The following is a 16,999-nucleotide window of genomic DNA, read 5'->3' as shown; positions in this document are numbered from 1 at the left end:
AGATCTCCGGCCGGACATGATGGGACATCAGATGCGAGTGTCAGTACGACAGTTGCTCATGCGCCGTCATCGGACCCGTGTGGCCATTACGGTGAGGAACCGTGACGGGCATACGGGGTGCGCGGGGGTGGTGGGAGCGGGGGCGGGCGCTCGCGCATGCCAACCCGCTGGTGGTGGACGTCGGCGTCGCGCTGCTGGTGCAGGGGGCGATGACGATGCCGTTCGTGGTGCCGAGGGGGGCCGGGCTGGCGCCGGCGACCTGGGCGGCGTACGGGCTGATGACGCTCACCGTGGTGCCTCTGGTGTGGCGGCGGAGGGCTCCGCTGGCCGTGCTGCTGGCGATTCTGCTGACCAGCATGGTCTACAAGCTGGCCCCCGACGGGCCCGGGCAGCCGTTGCCGTACAACGGACTCGTGATCGTCTATACGATCGCTGTCCTGTCCCCGCCGAGGAAGCGGCTGGTCAGCGGGGTGCTGGTGCTGATCGCCGTGCCCGTGGGAGTGTGGCTCAACAGCCGGTCGGCGCGTGAACTGACCTTCTCCGCGTTCGTGTTCGCGGCCGCCTACGTCTTCGGGCGGCTCACCGACGCCCGTCAGCGCGCCCATCGGGTCGAGGCCGAGCAGGTCGCCGCGCGTGAACGGGCCCGCATCGCACGGGAGATGCACGACATCCTCTCCCACGCCGTCAGTCTGATGATCGTGCAGGCTGAGGCCGGCCCCGTGGCGGTGCGTACGGCACCGGAGCGGGCCGAGGCCGCCTTCGACGCGATCTCCGAGACCGGGCGGGACGCCATGGTCCAGTTGCGGCGGATGCTCGGCGTCCTGCGGGACGGCGAGGGGGGCGACGCGGGGGTGCGTGAAGGATACGCGCCCGGGCTCGCGCCCCGTGAGCCTCAGCCTGGGGTCGGGGATCTGCCCGCCCTGTTCGAGCGGGTACGGGGCAGTGGGCTCGCGGTCGGGTACGAGGTGGTGGGGTCGGAGCGGGGGCTGCCGGGGGCCGTCGGGGCGACCGTCTTCCGGGTCGTCCAGGAGGCGCTGACGAACACGCTCAAGCATGCGGGCGCCCGTACCGCCACCGTCCTACTCAACTACGGAGAACGCGACTTGAAGGTGCGGGTGTGGGATGACGGGCGGGGGCCGCGGGAGGGATACGGCGGCGGTGGGCACGGTCTCGTCGGGGTGCGGGAGCGGGCCGCCGCGCACGGGGGTACGGCGGAGGCCGGGGCCGGGCCCGGTGGGCGCGGGTTCGAGGTGCGGGTGCGGATACCCGTGCCGACCGTGGTGGCGACGGCGGAGGTGGGGCGGTGAGCGGTCGGGTGATCCGCGTGGTCGTGGCCGATGACCAGGAGCTGGTGCGGAGCGGGTTCGCGTTGATCCTCGACGTGCAGCCGGACATCGAGGTGGTCGCGGAGGCGGGTGACGGGGTGGAGGCGGTCGAGGCGGTGCGGCGGCACCGCGCCGACGTGGCGCTGCTCGACGTGCGGATGCCACGGATGGACGGGATCGAGGCGTGTCGGGAGATCAGTGCGGACGGCGCACCGGGCACGACTGGTGCACCGGGCGCGGGCGGCGCACCGGGAGAGGGTGGTGCACCGGGAGAGGGTGGTGCGGAGGGTGCGCGCGGCGGCTGTCGTGTGGTCATGCTGACGACCTTCGACTCCGACGAGTACGTGTACGAGGCGCTGCACGCGGGGGCCAGCGGATTCCTGCTCAAGGACGTCCGGCGGGACGATCTCGTGCATGCCGTGCGGGTCGTGGCGCGGGGCGACTCGTTGCTCGCGCCGTCCGTGGCCCGGCGGCTGGTCGAGCAGTACACACGGCCCACCACGAACGCCGCCCGGTCCCGGCGGCCCGATCCCCGGCTCGACGTGCTGACCGGCAGGGAGCGGGAGACCCTGTTGCTGCTGGCGCGAGGGCTGTCGAACGCCGAGATCGCCGCCGAACTGGTCGTCAGCGATCACACGGTCAAGACCCATGTCGGCAACGTGCTCGCCAAGCTCGGCCTGCGCGACCGCATCCAGGCGGTGATCTGCGCGTACGAGACGGGGCTGATCGCGGCGGGGGGCGCTCCGCTCGGGGCTGGGGGTTCCGCGCCCGGGGTCGGAAGTCCCCCGGCCGGGGGAGTCGCCCGCCCCGGGTTCTCCCCCGTGGCGGCGAGGGAACGGCGCCGCTAGGACCGCTCGCTCGGGCGATCCGTGCGAAGCCGCCGGTCACAAGGATGGGGCCACGACCAGAACACCGGCTCACACCAATGGAGTTGACCATGGCGATCGCGCTGTCCATGCCGTCCATGAAGGGCACCACCCGTACGCTGCTCGCCGCCGCCCTCGTCCTGGGGGTGGCCGCCGGGCCGGCGGTGCTGCCGGCCTCGGCGGCCGGAGGCACCGCCTCCCTGCGGTCGCAGTCGCAGCCGGACCCCGACCCGGCCGCCGCCCTGCGGGCCGCCATCGCCGGGCTGCCCTCCGCCGACGCGACCGCCGCGCTCGTGCGGGTCGGGGGGAGCGAGGGGGTATGGCGCGGCAGCTCGGGCGTGCACGACCTCACCACCGGGCGGGCGGCCGACCCGAACGGCCGCTTCCGGGCCGGATCGGTGACCAAGGTGTTCACAGCGGCCGTGGTGCTGCGACTCGCCGCCGAGGGGAAGGTCGACCTCGACCGGAGCGCCCGCTCGTATCTGCCGGAGCTGGTTCCGGCGTCGTACGGCGGTGTCACCGTACGGCAGTTGCTCAACCACACGCACGGTATCCCGGCACCCGACTTCCCGTGGACGACCGTCGAGGGGGCGTACGCGAACCGTTTCCGGATCCACGACCCGGAGGAGATGGTCCGCTCGGCGACGGCGAAGGAGCGGGAGTTCGCGCCGGGGGAACAGCAGCACTACCTCAACATCGGGTACACGATCGCCGGACTGATCGTCGAGCGGGTGACGGGGGACTCGTACGAGGACCAGGTCGCGCGGCACGTGCTGAGGCCGCTCGGGCTGCGGGACACGTACTTCCCGGGGACCGACCCGCGCATCGTCGGCCCGCACAACCACGGGTACCAGCGGATGACGCTCGACGACGGGACGACCGGGCTGCGGGACGTGACCGTGTGGGGTGTGACGGACGGGTGGGCGGCCGGGGACATCGTGTCGACCACGGCTGATCTGGAGCGGTTCACGAAGGCGCTGTTCCGGGGGCGGGTCGTGCCGCGCGGGCCGGTGCTGGAGGAGATGTTCACCGTGCCGGAGGTGACCGACCACAAGACGGGCAGGCCGGCCGAGTACGCCGTGGGGCTCGCGCGCACGGTGCTCGGCGGGCGGGAGGTGTGGGGCAAGACCGGTGGCCGCTGGGGCTACAACAGCGCCATCGCCTCCACCCGCGACGGCTCCCGCACCCTCGTCTACAGCGTCAACTCCACCGACGCAAAGGGCAGCACCGCGAACGAGGTGGCCATGAACCTGGTGGTGGCGGCGTACGGGATGCCGTCGTAACGAACACGATCAGGACAACCGACCTACAGATTGCGCTGGTCGAGGTGTCCGGGATCACATCGGCGCTTAGCATCGGCGGCATGCGTATGTGGCGGAGCCATGACAGCAGGGACCGGGGTCTGGGTCGGGGGCAGGACCGTGATCCTCGCGCCGACGCGTATCCGATGCCGAGCGTGCCGTACGGGTGGTACGCGGTGCTGCGCAGTGCGGAGTTACCGGCGGGGAAGGTCGTCGGCCTGCACTACTTCGGGCGGGCGCTGATCGCGTTCCGTGGGGCGGACGGGCGGGCCGCCGTGCGGGACGCGCACTGTCCGCACTACGGCGCGGATCTGGGCGTCGGCGGGAAGGTCGTGGACGGGACGGTGGAGTGCCCGTTCCACGGGTGGCGGTTCGGGGCGGACGGGCGGTGCGTGGAGGCGCCGTTCGCCGTCCGGACGCCCAAGGTGTCGATCGGCGGCTTCCCGGTGCGCGAGCGCAGCGGGCTGGTCCTCGTGTACGTCGGGCCGGACGCACCGGGTGGACCGGGTGGACCGGCGGGCTCGGGCGAACCCGAGTGGGAGGTGCCGGAGATCGAGGAGGCCGGGTCACGGCGGTTCGCCTCGCCCATCGACGACACGTGCCGGGCACGGATCCACATCCAGGAGATGCGCGAGAACATCGTCGACGAGTCCCATTTCCACTTCATCCACGGGCAGAGCGAGCCGCCGGTCCAGGAGTGGCGGGAGGACGGGCCGTTCGCCGAGGCGCGCGGGACGATCAGCCGGCGCGTGTTCGGCCGGGACATCCACAACACGTTCGACGCGTTCATGTACGGGCCGGGCGTGATGGTCGTCCGGGCCCACGGGCCCGTGCTGTCGGTGACCGCCGTCGCGCTCAGCACGCCCGTCGACGACCGTACGAGCGAGCTGCGGATGCTGTACTACCTCCGTAAGCCACGCCGACTCCCCTTCCTCACCCCCCTGTGGAAGCTCGTGTTCCGGGCCGATGCACTGGGCGAGGTGCGGGAGGAGGTACGGATCTGGGACCACAAGATCCATCAGACCCGGCCGGTGCTGCTTCCGCACGAGAAGGGGATCAGGGCGCTGCGGCGGTGGTACGCGCAGTTCTATCCGGCGCCTGCGGGTGGGGTCGCGCCGCGTCCGGACGGAGCCCGCCCGCGTCCCAGGGCGAGCGTGGCGGAAGACGCGGTCGAGACTGCCCCGTCAGAACGGCCCTAAGCTCCCCCCCATGGAGCGATCCGAGATCATGCAGCGCGTCGTCGGGATTCTCACCGAGGCGGTCGAGGTGCGGCGACAGACTCGCGAGAACCCCGGTGTCGAGGTGGCGTTGACGGGGGCCGTCTCCGCGCTGCTCGTGGAGACCCTGCCCAAAGTCGAGCTGCCCGCCGACGCCTCCGCCCAGGAGGTCGCGCACATCATCACGGACGCCCTGGCGCCGGCGATCGTGACCTTGGCCAACTGTTTCTCCTACGCCTTCGTGCATCTCGCCGAGGTGCACGACGAGGGGCGGAACGACACGACGGCCGCCGACGTTCTGCGGTCCCTCTCCCTCCAGTTCGCACAGCGGGACGGAGAGCACGGAGAGTAGGGCGTTCGTTCCCCGCCCAGCGTCACACCTACCTCCACGGGAGACGGGTGCCGCCGGAACGGACCGTCGGCGACCCGACGACGAACCGCCCACAGCCCCGGGCTCGTTCACGGCCTGGGGTCATGAGCGGTTCCGCGTTCGGGAAGGGGCCGGACTAGCCGAACATGCCCACCTGGTAGTCGCCCGCCGGCTGCCGCAGGATGACGTTCAGCCGGTTGAAGCTGTTGATGAGGGCGATGAGGGCCACCAGGGCGAAGAGCTGGTCCTCGTCGTAGTGCTTGGCCGCGTTCTCCCAGACCTCGTCCGGGACTCCGCCGGCCGCGTCGGCGATCCGGGTGCCCTGCTCGGCCAGCTCCAGCGCGGCGCGCTCGGCCTCGGTGAAGACCTTGGCCTCACGCCAGGTCGCGATGAGGTTGAGCCGCTGTGCGGTCTCCCCGGCGTGCGCGGCCTCCTTGGTGTGCATGTCGAGGCAGTATCCGCAGCCGTTGATCTGGCTGGCGCGGATCCGCACCAGTTCCTGGGTGGTGACCGGCACCCCCGCGTCGTCGGTCGCCTTGCCGGCCGCGACGAGATGCTTGATGAGCTTTCCCGCTACGGGGTTGGCGAGGGCGTTCAGACGAGCTTCCATGGCTGGCTCCTGGTTCCGTCGTGTGCGGTGACAACACAAGGACGGAGCGGCCCGGTCGGGCGTGACACACAGGGGTGTGACCCCCCTCACGCCGAGACGCGAAGGGCCGGACCCCGCTCCGAAGAGCGGGGCCCGGCCCGGTGCCTGTGATCAGTTCGATCAGTTCGATCAGTGCGATCAGTGCGATCAGTACAGGGCGACCCTGGGGTGGATGGTGCCCACGGCGGTCGGGTCGGTGACGGTCAGGCGGTAGACCTGGGTGAGGGTGCCGCCCGCCGGGAGCCTGCGCTGGGCGGTGGTGAGGTCGGTGAAGAGGGTGCCGGTCTGGCTGCCGAGTTCGACGGTCCGCCAGCAGCCGCCGGCGGAGCGGCTCTCGACCTTGACGTCCGACGGGTCGAGGAAGGGGCCGGCGTCCGGCGACTCCACCAGGAGCTGCGGGGCGACGGTCCGGTCCGTCGCCGAGTCGTTGTGGTAGGTGACGGTGACCTTGTGGCTCTTGCCGTCCGCCGTGAGCGGGCTGGTGGCGAGGTCCACGAAGTCGACGGGTATCGAGGGCGACTGCTGGGGCGTGGAGACGGTGGTGGCCTGCGGCGTGGCCGCCGCGGCGGGTCCCGCCAGGGCGAGGCCGGCGACCGCCACCGCGACGGCGAGGAAGGCGACCCGGAGACGGCTGTTCTTGGATGACACGTGCGCGGATCCTTCGTGATCGTGGGGGATCCGGCCGGCCCCATCGCTGGATACCGGCCAGGGACGTGCCCAAGATTACGAAGCGAAGGCCGGAGACGGTAACTACCGCTGGGTAGCGGAGAGATCGCGTGGAGACTCGGCCACAGTGGCACCACTCCGGCCTTTTTCCCCTCTCTTCAGCTAGACAGTCTCCGATCCCACCTCGACCAGTGGGTACTTGGGGATTCTGACCGCTCAGGGGGGACACACCCATGTCCACGTATCACCACACACCGAGACGTCTCCCGCGTCTCAGACTCGTCGGTGCCGCCGCGACCGCGCTCGTCCTCGCGGCGACGGCGACGGCGACGCAGGCGATGGCCGCGCAGAACACGCCGCAGAAGCCGCAGTCGACGAAGACCCCGCCGCCGCCGCCCGTGCCCACGCTCGCCTGGACCGACTGCCAGGGCGGCTACGAGTGCGCGAACGCGGACGTTCCGCTGGACTACCGGAACCCGCAGGGCCGCACCATCACCCTCGCGGTGGTCCGCAAGAAGGCCGCCGACCCGGCGAAGCGCAAGGGCACGCTGTTCATGCAGCCCGGCGGGCCCGGCAACTCCGGGGTGGACTTCGTCCGCAACAACTACGACGACCTTCCGGCCGCGCTCCGCGACTCGTTCGACGTCTTCGGCTACGACGTGCGCGGCGTCGGCCGCAGTTCGGCGCTCACCTGCTTCGACGACGCCCGCTACACCAAGGCCGTCACCGACGCCAAGGGCGTCCCGAGCGGCCCGGACGCCTTCGGCCCGGCACTGCGCGAGGCGGCCGAGTTCAACCAGGCCTGTCTGGACAACTCGGGCGAGCTGCTGCCGTACGTCGGCACCGAGTACGTCGCCCGCGACATCGACCTGCTGCGGCAGGCGCTCGGCGAGGAGCAACTGACCTACTACGGCCGGTCGTTCGGCTCGTACATCGGGACCGTCTACGCCGCGATGTTCCCCAAGCGGGTGCGGGCGCTGGCGCTCGACGGGGCGTACGACCCCAAGAAGCACACCGACCAGCCGTACGCCACCGACCGGGCCCAGTACCTGGCGCTGGACGGCGCGATGGGCCGCTTCCTCGACTGGTGCGCCGCCGACCCGGCCACCTGCGGGTTCGGTGACGGGGAGCCGCGCGCGGCGTTCGAGAAGCTGAAGGGCGACCTCGACGCGAACCCGGTGCCGACCGCGAACGGCGGGCAGGCCAACGGCTACACCCTCGTCTACCGGCTGATGTTCAACATCAACGAGGGCAAGGTCATCTGGCCCTCGCTCGGCGCGGCGCTGCAGAAGGCGCAGGCGCGGGACAACACCTCGTTCCTGCTGCGGCCGCCGTCCCCGGCCAGCTACGACTTCCTCGGCCCGAACGTGGTCGTCGAGTGCGTCGACAAGGACTACCCGCGCAGCCTGCGCAAGCTGCAGCGGAACGTCACGGCCAACGCGAAGGCGGCGCCGCTGCTGGGCCCGGCCATGGCGTACGGTCCGCCGACGTACGACCACCAGCACGCCACCGCGTGTGTCCAGTGGCCGGCCGAGAAGGTCAGCCGCTACGACGGCTCCTTCCGGGCCAGGGGCTCGGCGCCGATCCTGGTGCTCGGCACCACCGGTGACCCGGACACCCCGTACCAGGACGCGGTCGCTCTCAGCCGGCAGTTGGACAACGCCTCGCTGCTGACCTTCCAGGCCGAGGGGCACACCGCCTTCGGCCGCAGCGCCTGCGCGACGGACGCGGTCGTCGGCTATCTCGTCGACCGGAAGGTCCCGGCCTCGGGCACGACCTGCGCGGACGAGACCCAGCCGCCGTCCTCCGCCCCGAAGACGGCCCCGCCCGGCACGACCCTCGGCGAGCTCCGCAACGGCGTGAACGAGCGCGTGGAGCGTATCGGCGACGTGAGCTGACTGTTCCGTGAGCTGATCGGTTGCATGAGCCGCCCGGTTTCAGTGAGCTGACCGGTTCCATGAGTGACCGGCCGGTACGAACCCCGGGACGCCCGCCCTCGCACGGCGAGCGCCCCGGGGTTTCGCATGTCCGAACTCGGCGGAGTAGCCGACGGCGCCGACGTCGGTGACGTAGATGGTGCGGTCGTCGGGCCCCGGAGGATGACCGTTACCAAGATCTGATGAACGTCGTTGGGCCGCTGCAACCCCAGCATGTCCGGCCCGACCTCAGCAGGCGCCATGTTCAAGATGTTCAAGACAGTCAAGATGTTCAAGGCATGCAAGCCGTTCCAGGCACGCAAGCCCCTCCAGGCACGCAAGCCGTTCCAGGCATTCGAGACGGTGCTCAGGACGTTCGTCGAGCAGTACGCCGAGAACCAGCGGATCAAACGGGATCTGCTGGTTCAACGCGGTGAGCAGGAACGGCGCTGGCGGGAGGAGGACCGCGCGGTCCTCCGGGCCGCCCTCGCCGCGAACCGGGTCGCCCTCGAACAGCACAACGCCACGCTCCAGCGCGCGGCCGGCGTCTCGTACCTCACCCTGCGCTGCCACGAGGACACCTGGACCTTCCTGGCCCGCACGGCGTTCGGCATCTGGGAGCCCGGCTGGACCCAGAGCACCCGCGACCCGTACGACCGTGTCGGCCCCGGCGCGACCAAGGCGGCCCGCTTCACCGCGGACCCCAACCTGCCGCCGGGCCGCATCACCAAGGGGGACGGCGGTATGCAGGACGTGCCGGTCTCCGGCCACAACCTCGTCCTCCTGCTGGACGCCCTCCGTGCTGCCACGGCCGCCGAGGCCACCGCCGACGGGGCCCGCTGCAAGACCCTCTACGACCGTCTCGCCGCCTTCACGGCCGAACTCGACCCGGCGGCGCCGCCCGGCCGCACCACCGGCGTCCTCTGGCGCATCGACGACAGCCTGCACAGCCGGTACGTGAACAGGGCCCCGAACGGCGGCCTCGGCACGACCGCGCGCACCACGGCCACGCCGCTGCTGCGCAAGGTCCCGTCCCCGGCCCCGGCGCCCCGGCGCCGCCACCCGGAACGCAGCGGCTCACCGGTCCAGTGACCACCGGTCCGGAGATCACCGGTCCGGTGAGCACCAGGTGACGGCGGAGCGGATCAGTCGCACTCGGTCCCGGCCGGACGGTCCTCCTTACGGAACGTCATCAGGGGCGTGCCGTCCTTCTTGAGTTCGTCGGCGACGCCGTCGATGTAATTGCCGTAGGAGTAGACGCGGTCGTATCCACGGCCACGCCAGGAAGTGACGTCAACGACGTCCTCGCGCTTTCCGGTCGGATTCCAGGTGTACGACTCGACCTTGAAGACCGGATTCACACGGACGACGCGCTTGGTGGGACTCGCCTCGATCCAGGCCGTTTTCCCCGAACCTATCTCGATGACATCGTTGTTGCTGACGGCGACGGAGTTCTCGATGGCCCAGGAGTAGCTGTAGGAGGCCTCGGCGGAGACACCGAACCAGTCGCCGATGGAGGACTCGACGCTGGTGGAGCCGCCGACGGTGTGGGAGTACGACCTGGACGTGGCGTAATCGCGGGCGAGTTCCAGGCTGTAGCCGCTGTCGGTGCAGTTGGTGCGGGTCTCGCTGATGGGGCGCCAGGCGGCGCGGTAGGTCCAGCTGGAAGCGACCGGGTACTCGCAGCGGCCCTCGAAACGCTCCCAGCCCGGCTGGAGCGTCCACCTGCCGTCGTCCTTGTGCCACACGGGGGCCTCGCGCCACGCGGAGTGGTCGCGGAGTTCGCCGGTCGTGACGTTGACGTACCAGTCCTGGTAGCCGGTGTCGCCGCGGGTGCCGCAGACCCGCGCCATCATCGCGTCGGTGTTCCAGGGCTCCTGGCCGCGGATGTTCACGGCGCCGCCCGGGCCGGCCGCGTGCGCGGGCTGCGTCGCGAGAACGCTCGCCAAGGCTCCGAGAAGAGCCGCTCCGACCGCCGCCGCCCGCCGCACCCGTAAACGGGACGTGATGCTGTTCTTCGCCACTGAGGGTCTCGCCTTTCCTCGGCGTTCCGGGAATCCGGGAACGCGTTCTTACTCGCCGGTAAGTACGTGAGCACTATCGAATTCCCGGGCTTCCACTGTCAAACGCCCTGGATGAACGGGAGTCAAGACGCCGCAACCGGACATCCGAACTGCGCGAATCCAGCGGTTTCCCCTCGGCCCCGGAACCCGCTGTTACACCTTTGGGACAATCCCGAGCCTCCGGCGTACAACCGTTCGGCATAGCAGGTCGTCTCACCCGATACCTTCATCACATCGGCCTTACTTCTCAGGGGGGTACACCATGAGACGAATCGGAACAACGGTCGTGGCACTCGCGCTCGCGGGGGCGACGATCGGGGCGACGGCGATCACGGCGAGCGCCGCGCCGGGGGGCGCCGCGCGGGCCGCCACGTCCTGCCCGACGGGCTGGGGCAGCATGACCAAGGGCAGCCCCGACGCCGGTGCCGTGCCGCTGGCGGACGTCAGGACCGGCCGGCACGACTGCTACGACCGCATCGTGTTCGACGTTCCCGGCGGGGGCGGCCACCTCGGCTACTTCGTCCGCTACGTCGACCGGCTCCACCAGGACGGCTCGGGCAACCACATCCCGGTGAACGGCGGCGCCATCCTCGAGATCCGCCTCGCCGCACCGAGCTACGACCCGGAGACCGGCGGGGTCGCCTATCCGGGCGAGGTGGCCAAGCCCCTGCCCGGCGTCAGCGTCTCCGGCTACCGCACCTTCCGCGACACCCGCTTCGCCGGCAGCTTCGAGGGCGAGACCCAGATAGGCCTGGGCGTCCGCGCCCGCCTGCCGTTCCGGGTACTCCAGCTCTCCGACCGGCTCGTGGTGGACGTGGCGCACAGCTGGAGCTAGGGGGCGGGAACGAGGGGGTGCGCGAGGGGGCCGCAGATCGACGGGCACGCCGGATGCCGGCCCCTTCGGCTTTTTGCCGCATCCGCGCATCCGCGTCGGAGCTACCGCTCACACCCCATCGCGTACCGCCTCCACCGCCTCCACCGCCTCCCGGACGTCTTGATGGGGATCGTCTGCGAGGGGGGACAGGAGATCGGTGACGCCGGGGGTGGTCCAGCCGGAGACCGCCCAGACCAGGTCCTCGCGTACACCGGGGTCGGGGTGGGTGGAGAGGCGGGCCAGTCGGTCGAGGGGGCCCCGGCGGCGCATGCCGAACCAGTGGAGGGCCTCCCGGAGGGCGACCGGATCACCGGGATCACCGGCCGCGTCGACGCGGGCGAGGAGGACGCGGACGGGCGGCGGTGGACCGTCCAGGGGATGCGGCAGCCGTTCGCGCAGACGACGTGCGCCGTACCCGCCGCGCACCCGGCAGCCGTAGCACGTACAGGGCCGGGTGCCGTGCGCGTCCGGGAGGTACCGCCATCCCACCACCTGCGGCGCCGCCCGCACCCGGTGCACCTCGCGCGGCCTGATCGCCCGGGGGACGAACACCTCCCACCCCCGTGGATCCGCCAGTCCCGAGATCCGCCGCACCGCCTCAGCCGCGCTGACGGTGTCCTGCCCGCCCCGCGCACGGTCCGTGTACCGCCCGACCAGCACCCGTTCGGCGTCGTCCAACCGCACATGGACGGCCGCCAGCCCGCCCCTGCTGCCGAATCGGCCCAGTTCGCGCAGCCATTGGTGGGTGAGGGTGTACGAGGGCAGCACGGGGAAGCAGTACACGCCGCGCGCCCCGCCCTGGCCGTCGCTCACCGCGCGGACTCCGGTCCGCCGAATACGCGGCGCGGCATGCGCCGAGGTGAGGTGCACGAACATCGCCATGGTTCGGCATGGTAGGCGGCGGCGTCGCTGCGCGAGGGCCGACTTGTAGGGTCCCCACGGTGGCCGATGTTCCGGGGCACGCTGGCGGCGGGCGCGGTCCCCGTGCCGCTCGCCCCGGAGCCGCGCAGGATCGTTCCGGTGTGGGAACTCCTCGGCAGGCCACCCGTGGTCGTCGCCGAGCCCGTCGCCCCGCGCGTCTGGCGGGAGTTCACGGCGCAGACGGCCCCGGCGGGTCGTACAGGCCGGGACGGGGAGCCGTACACGTACAGGCCGGGACCAATCCGGGCCTCTCCTAAGGCGCGGGCGGCACCGTCGTCTGGCGGAAGGGCCGCCCACTCGCCCGTACGGCGGTGCCCGCGAAGACGACCGGGGCAGGAGCCGAGACCTTTTCCGGACCAAGAGCTCGTCCTTGGGTGTACTTCGCGCAGGGCCCGGGCGGCTTCGAGGGTTCGCCCGCCGTTGCCGGTGACGGGCTGCAACGTCTTCATTTGCGGTCGCGCAGGAAGGTGGGGATCTCATCGTGGGTCGGGTAGTTCGGCAGGGGGGCTGGCTTGTCCTGGAGGAACGCGGTGATGACGGCGGAGGCTCGGTCGTTGTTGTCGTCCAGGCCGTTCCACATGCGGTGTCCGACTCCTGGCATGTACTGCGTGCGCTGGATGGCGGGGCCATTGGCAAGGATGGCGGTCGCCCACTGACGGACCTGGGAGGAGCATTCGGCGATCATCAGCATCGCGGGGGTCCGGGACTGCCTCAGTAGCGGTGCGATGGAGGGCGAGTCCTTGATTGTCTGCTGGACGCGGAGGCTGGCAGCGGGGCTGAAGGAGAAGTTCTGTGCGGTGTCCTCGGCGGGGATGCGGTGCGCGTCGCGCGCGCAGTAAGCGGATGCGGTGTCGCTGCCGAGGTCTGCGGCGGTGAAGGCGTTGTCGCCTTCGGCCTGTCCGATCAGTCCGGTGTCGGGGGTAAGGAGTCCGAGTCGCATGAGGCCGAATGCCACGGCGTACCGGGGGACGTGCGTCGATCGCGGTCCGGTCGGGGCCGGGGCGAGGCCTCGTGCGGATGCTCGGCCCTTGTGCCCGGTGATGTGTGCGGTGGGGCCGTCCATGGGCCCGGGTTCGGCGACGATCGCCCGGTGCAGGCGTCCGGCGACGCCAGGGTCGGTCAGGGCTCGGGTGAGCACGACTCCGCCTCCGGAGAATCCGAGGATGTCGACCTTGCCCTTGTCCAAGCGGTCGACGAAGGCGGCGAGGTCACGGACCGACCTGGAGATCGTGTACTGGTCCATGGAGAGCAGGTCGCTTCGTCCGCCGCCGGCCTGTTCGTAGGCGTAGACGTCGTGGCCCTGGCGGGCCAGGAGTCGCAGGAACCGGTGGTCCTGCACCGAGATGCCGCGGATGGGTCCTCCGTGGAGGTACACCAACGGGACGGGATGCCGGGGGCCGGGATTTGCGGGCGGGTAGTGATACACCGCGACACGGCTGCCTGTGGCCAGGTTCCAGTGCTGCGTGGCCACGAAGGGTAGGGCGGGCGGGTACTGCCGGGCCGTCGGCGCGGTCGGGATGCAGACCGTCGCCGTCAACGCCGCCGCGACGATCACCGGCAGGAACGGCACGAGTCGCGCCGGCCAGGTGCGGTGTCGGCCCCGCCACAGTGCGAGGACAGTCCCGGTCCCGAGGGTCGTCAACCACGCGGCCAGCCCCGAACCTGCCCCGTCCGTGAAGGCGATCAGTGCGAGGAAGACAACGACCAGCACGGCGACGGCGGCCAGGGCCAGCAGTAAGCGCCCGGTGAAGCGGGCGAGACGTATGGCGGGCATGGGCACGGCGGACCTCCGACAGTTTCAGAACGCTGTTTCAAAACGACGTTATCAAAGAAGGTAGGCTGCTGACCGTGGGTAGGCCCAGAACAAACGACGAGGCCGTCAAAGAGCGGCTTGTGGAGTGCGCGACCGAGATGCTCGCCACCCGTCCGCGGGAGTCGGTCTCGGTCCGCGCCGTGGCCGCTGCCGCCGAGGCCTCGACCACGGCGGTGTATTCCTTGTTCGGTGGTAAGGACGGGCTGATCGGTGCGGTGCGCGACAGAGCCGTCGCCGGCTTGTTCCAGGACGTGTCGGCGGCGCAGACCTCGGCGGACCCTCTGGCCGACCTCTACGCGCTGGCCGTCGCCTACCGTCGTTGGGGGCGCGGACACAGCCACCTGTACACGGTGCTGTTCGGTGGTGTGCAGTCCTTCGACCCGTCGGGGGAGGTCGGTGCCAGCGACCCGATCCGTCCGCTCCTCGCGGCGATCGATCGCGCCTTGACGGCATCCGTCCTCGCCGGCGACGCGACGGCGATCGCCCTGTCGATCTGGGCCACCCTGCACGGGCTCGTGACTCTCGAACTGGCCGGGGCCCTCGACGCCACCACGTCCGAGGCGGCATTCCGCTCGTCGATTCACGCCACGCTGCGCGGATGGGCGACCCCGGCGGTGTTCCGCGGTCTTCGCCAAGCCGAACTCGCTCAGCGACAGGATCAGGGCCGGTATCCGGGCTCTCCCGATCCTGGCTGAAGCAGTGGTGCATGGCCGGTGAAGACCGGCATGCCAAGGTCAACCAGCTGCGGCCGGCCATCGGTCGGATAGCCCGTTCGAGGCTGTTTGAGCTTGGCCATCGCGGCGTCAAAGCTGACTTGAAGTCCTTCGACCTCGCCGAGCCAGCCGTTGCGCGGGCCTCGCGAATGCGCTCGCGGAGGTTCTGGATGATCTCCAGGAGGCGTGGCCTCTGGCGAGGGCGGCCCCCGGGTGAGCGCCGACCGCCCCGCACGGCGAAACCCCCGGGCCTGGGCCCGGGGGTTTCTTCACCGCTGTCGGAACGAAGCTCCCGTTACGGCGCGTCGATCAGCTCGTGCGGCGGCACCTGGACCGTACGGGCGCCGGGCTCACCGCCCAGGACCACCTTGCGGAGGGCGACGTTGTTCTTGTGGTTGGTCTCCTGGAGACGGTTCTCCGGGTTGGCGATGACCTGGATGTAGTACGTGCCGTTGGGCAGGTCGGTGATGTCGAAGGACTGGCCGGGACGGTACTGGGTGTACGTGTCGCCGGAGCCGACGTCGAGGACCTCACGGACGTTGATGGCGTCCTGCGAACCGCACGCGGTGGACAGGTCGGTGTTGTCCGGGTGCCAGTTGGCGTTCTTCACCGTGTAGTCGATGGCGTCGGTGTTGGCCAGGCAGAACGCCTCCTTGCCGGAGCGCACCTCCTTGGTCTGGTCCTCGCTCAGCAGGCGGTAGCTGGCGAAGTCCGTGAAGTGCCAGTGCTCGTGGCCGATGCGCGGGTCCCACTCCATGGTGCCGGCGGGGGCGTAGCCGACCTGCTTGCCCTTGGCATCGTAGAAGTACTGGTACGAGTCCATCAGGTCAGCGCCCGGCTTGCGGAAGCCGTCGACGACGAGGGGCGCGGGGCCCGCGTTCCAGACGTTCGCGCTGAACGCGAGGTAGTCCTTGCCCGGTGCGTCGCCGTCCTCGCCGTCGGTGACGGCGATGTCCCAGGCGGGCAGCGACCGCAGGTCCGGCTTGGGGACGCCCGCCGGGGCACCCGCCTTACCGGTGGGCCGCTTGGGGGCGGCCTGCAACGCGGGGGCGATGCGGGAACCGTCGGTGTGGCCCTTGCCGTCGCCGAGGTGGTGCGCGAGGCCCCGGTCCTTGAGGGCGTAGGACAGCTCGGGCGGGGTCGGGGCGTCGGCGCCGCGCGGACCGTAGTGGTGGTTGTCCGGGGCCGGCTGTCCGGCCGGGGCGGAGTGGTGCGCGGCGTGGTCGCCGCCATGTCCACCCTGGCCCCCGTGACCGCCGTGACCGCCTCCGTGGTGGGCGGAGGACGAGGACTTCGACCTGGTCAGGCCCGCGCCGCCCTCGCCGCCCGCGCCGCCCTCCTCGGTCTCCTCCCGCACCGTCACCTTGATGGTCGGCCGGTCGTCGGGCATGCCGAACAGGTCGCGGTACTTCTTCGCCACACCCACCTGGGCGGTGTACTCACCCACGGGCAGGTCCACCGCCCTGTCGTAGTCCCAGCTGGTGGTGTTGGTCGCCCAGCCCTTCTCTACGCCCCACACCGAACCCAGGGTCCACGGGTTGGTGGAGCAGCTCTGCGGATAGTGGTTGGTCGCGGGGGCGTCCGGGCGGATCCGGCCCGAGGCGTTGTTCGGGCAGAAGCTCCCCTCGCTCTTCACCACCTCCTCCCCGGCCGCGTTCTTGACCGACATCTCCAGGAAGCCCGGCAGCCCGGAGAAGTCGTCGACCAGGCCCTTGGGCAGGGTCTTCGTCTTGGTGGTCTTGCCGTCGCGGAGGATCTGCTTGGCGACGATCGGGTCCTTGTACGACTTCCGCGTCACCTGGAACTCCAGGGGCGCGTTGTCAACCGAGACGTACGTACCGAGCTGCAGTTGGACGCCGTTGTCCCACTGGGAGCGGGTGAGCGTCACGGAGTTCGACGCGGCGATCAGCTTGAGCTGCGGCTTTCCTGGCGTCGTGGCGGGCGCGGCACCGGCGCCGGGCGCGGCCCCCGCCACGGCGGCCACCACGGTGAGCGTCGCCAGGGCGGCGAGCCCGGGGCGCTTGAGGCGACGGCGGCGCTCCTGCCCGCTCGTCAGGCCGGCCGTCACCCCGGCCGCCCCCTCGGTCGTCCCCCCGGTCCCCGGGCTGTGCGTTGAACTGGTCATCTCGCTGGTCATCGGTTCCTCGTCTGCGAGTGCCATGGTCAGTGGCATCGGACTGGACAGCCCACGACGACGACCGACCCGCCGACCGGCTGCGCGGAGGCGCCCCCGACACCCCCGCACCCGGCCGACCCGGTCCGCCCTCCCTGTGAGCAACCTGAGAGATCGCTAAATGGAGTGTCC

General features: G+C 70.9%; 15 protein-coding genes. 9 read left to right on the top strand and 6 right to left on the bottom strand.

Annotation, left to right across the window (positions count from 1 at the left end; genetic code table 11):
• Nucleotides 1-101: 101 nt before the first annotated feature.
• The 5 genes from ACFY9I_RS09780 to ACFY9I_RS09760 all read left to right on the top strand — a co-directional run bounded on the left by ACFY9I_RS09780 (nucleotide 102) and on the right by ACFY9I_RS09760 (nucleotide 5,061).
• The gene (locus ACFY9I_RS09780) at nucleotides 102-1,307 is read left to right on the top strand and encodes a histidine kinase (protein WP_390998968.1); all 1,206 of its coding nucleotides are present in this window, start codon (nucleotides 102-104) and stop codon (nucleotides 1,305-1,307) included.
• Nucleotides 1,304-2,173, top strand: coding sequence for a response regulator (locus ACFY9I_RS09775; RefSeq protein ID WP_390998966.1), 870 nt, complete (start codon nucleotides 1,304-1,306; stop codon nucleotides 2,171-2,173). Before ACFY9I_RS09780 ends, ACFY9I_RS09775 begins: the two co-directional genes overlap by 4 nt.
• A 116-nt stretch (nucleotides 2,174-2,289) precedes the next feature.
• Nucleotides 2,290-3,474 (top strand): serine hydrolase, encoded by a 1,185-nt coding sequence (locus ACFY9I_RS09770; protein WP_390999169.1) that lies wholly within the window; start codon nucleotides 2,290-2,292, stop codon nucleotides 3,472-3,474.
• A gap of 80 nt (nucleotides 3,475-3,554) precedes the next feature.
• Nucleotides 3,555-4,691 carry a Rieske 2Fe-2S domain-containing protein gene (locus ACFY9I_RS09765; RefSeq protein ID WP_390998964.1) on the top strand — a complete coding sequence of 379 codons (1,137 nt, stop codon included), beginning with the start codon at nucleotides 3,555-3,557 and terminating at the stop codon, nucleotides 4,689-4,691.
• Between the two features lie 10 nt (nucleotides 4,692-4,701).
• A complete protein-coding gene (locus ACFY9I_RS09760; RefSeq protein ID WP_390998962.1) occupies nucleotides 4,702-5,061 on the top strand; it encodes a hypothetical protein in 360 nt (119 codons plus the stop codon).
• Between the two features lie 154 nt (nucleotides 5,062-5,215).
• On the opposite strand, the gene ACFY9I_RS09755 is transcribed toward ACFY9I_RS09760, so the two are convergent.
• Complete coding sequence (locus ACFY9I_RS09755; protein WP_390998960.1) at nucleotides 5,216-5,689, bottom strand: carboxymuconolactone decarboxylase family protein; 474 nt, start codon at nucleotides 5,687-5,689, stop codon at nucleotides 5,216-5,218.
• 186 nt (nucleotides 5,690-5,875) lie between these two features.
• Nucleotides 5,876-6,376 carry a signal peptide protein gene (locus ACFY9I_RS09750; RefSeq protein WP_390998957.1) on the bottom strand — a complete coding sequence of 167 codons (501 nt, stop codon included), beginning with the start codon at nucleotides 6,374-6,376 and terminating at the stop codon, nucleotides 5,876-5,878.
• 251 nt (nucleotides 6,377-6,627) lie between these two features.
• Here ACFY9I_RS09750 and ACFY9I_RS09745 point away from each other — a divergent pair, with 251 nt between their 5' ends.
• Together ACFY9I_RS09745 and ACFY9I_RS09740 are read left to right on the top strand one after the other, a co-directional pair.
• Nucleotides 6,628-8,292, top strand: a complete 1,665-nt coding sequence (locus ACFY9I_RS09745) for an alpha/beta fold hydrolase (RefSeq protein ID WP_390998954.1) — start codon at nucleotides 6,628-6,630, stop codon at nucleotides 8,290-8,292.
• Between the two features lie 288 nt (nucleotides 8,293-8,580).
• A complete protein-coding gene (locus ACFY9I_RS09740) occupies nucleotides 8,581-9,402 on the top strand; it encodes a hypothetical protein (protein WP_390998952.1) in 822 nt (273 codons plus the stop codon).
• A 53-nt stretch (nucleotides 9,403-9,455) separates the two neighbouring features.
• Here the strand turns inward: ACFY9I_RS09740 and ACFY9I_RS09735 are convergent, their stop codons facing one another.
• Nucleotides 9,456-10,259, bottom strand: coding sequence for a hypothetical protein (locus ACFY9I_RS09735; RefSeq protein ID WP_390998949.1), 804 nt, complete (start codon nucleotides 10,257-10,259; stop codon nucleotides 9,456-9,458).
• Nucleotides 10,260-10,635: 376 nt separating this feature from the next.
• Here ACFY9I_RS09735 and ACFY9I_RS09730 point away from each other — a divergent pair, with 376 nt between their 5' ends.
• The gene (locus tag ACFY9I_RS09730; protein WP_390998946.1) at nucleotides 10,636-11,208 is read left to right on the top strand and encodes a hypothetical protein; all 573 of its coding nucleotides are present in this window, start codon (nucleotides 10,636-10,638) and stop codon (nucleotides 11,206-11,208) included.
• Between the two features lie 108 nt (nucleotides 11,209-11,316).
• Here ACFY9I_RS09730 and ACFY9I_RS09725 read toward each other — a convergent pair whose 3' ends face one another.
• Together ACFY9I_RS09725 and ACFY9I_RS09720 are read right to left on the bottom strand one after the other, a co-directional pair.
• Nucleotides 11,317-12,129, bottom strand: a complete 813-nt coding sequence (locus tag ACFY9I_RS09725; protein WP_390998943.1) for a HEAT repeat domain-containing protein — start codon at nucleotides 12,127-12,129, stop codon at nucleotides 11,317-11,319.
• A gap of 484 nt (nucleotides 12,130-12,613) precedes the next feature.
• Complete coding sequence (locus ACFY9I_RS09720; protein WP_390998941.1) at nucleotides 12,614-13,942, bottom strand: alpha/beta fold hydrolase; 1,329 nt, start codon at nucleotides 13,940-13,942, stop codon at nucleotides 12,614-12,616.
• Between the two features lie 74 nt (nucleotides 13,943-14,016).
• Between ACFY9I_RS09720 and ACFY9I_RS09715 the strand changes: the two genes are divergently transcribed.
• Entirely contained in the window at nucleotides 14,017-14,676 is a 660-nt protein-coding gene (locus ACFY9I_RS09715) for a WHG domain-containing protein (protein WP_390998938.1), read from the top strand.
• A 313-nt stretch (nucleotides 14,677-14,989) separates the two neighbouring features.
• Here the strand turns inward: ACFY9I_RS09715 and ACFY9I_RS09710 are convergent, their stop codons facing one another.
• Nucleotides 14,990-16,855 (bottom strand): lysyl oxidase family protein, encoded by a 1,866-nt coding sequence (locus tag ACFY9I_RS09710; RefSeq protein WP_390998936.1) that lies wholly within the window; start codon nucleotides 16,853-16,855, stop codon nucleotides 14,990-14,992.
• Between the last annotated feature and the right edge of the window lie 144 nt (nucleotides 16,856-16,999).

Source organism: Streptomyces sp. NPDC012510 (genome assembly GCF_042955065.1).
GTDB lineage: Bacteria > Actinomycetota > Actinomycetes > Streptomycetales > Streptomycetaceae > Streptomyces.
This window is presented reverse-complemented; position numbering and strand designations above follow the sequence as displayed.